Below are 290 nucleotides of genomic sequence, written 5' to 3'. Positions count from 1 at the left end.
CTCGGTGGTAACTCGCTGATCGCCACGCGAGTGGCGGCACGGGTGTCGGCGGCGCTCGGCAAGAAGGTCGGTGTTCGAGATCTGTTCGAGGCGTCGACCGTTGCCGCGCTCGCAGCTCGTGCCGAGTCGCGGATCGACGACGCGAACGATGTGCCGCTGCGCCGCCGACCGGCCGGCCAGACCGTGCCGTTGTCGCTCGCGCAACAGCGCATGTGGGTACTCAACCGACTCGACCCCGAGTCCGGGGCCTACAACATGCCGCTGGCGCTCCGTCTGCGAGGCGAGCTCGA

The 290-nt window shown here is 69.3% G+C and carries 1 protein-coding gene; it reads left to right on the top strand.

Features of this window, described 5'->3' with window-relative positions; translation table 11 throughout:
- Positions 1-290, top strand: a 290-nt coding sequence (locus A2J02_RS16915) for a phosphopantetheine-binding protein (RefSeq protein ID WP_156516259.1), incomplete at both ends; no start/stop codon positions are given.

It is taken from the genome of Rhodococcus sp. EPR-147, assembly GCF_001647185.1.
Lineage (GTDB): Bacteria > Actinomycetota > Actinomycetes > Mycobacteriales > Mycobacteriaceae > Rhodococcoides.
Note: the sequence above shows the minus strand (reverse complement) of the source record. Positions and strands in the feature narration are given on the sequence as shown.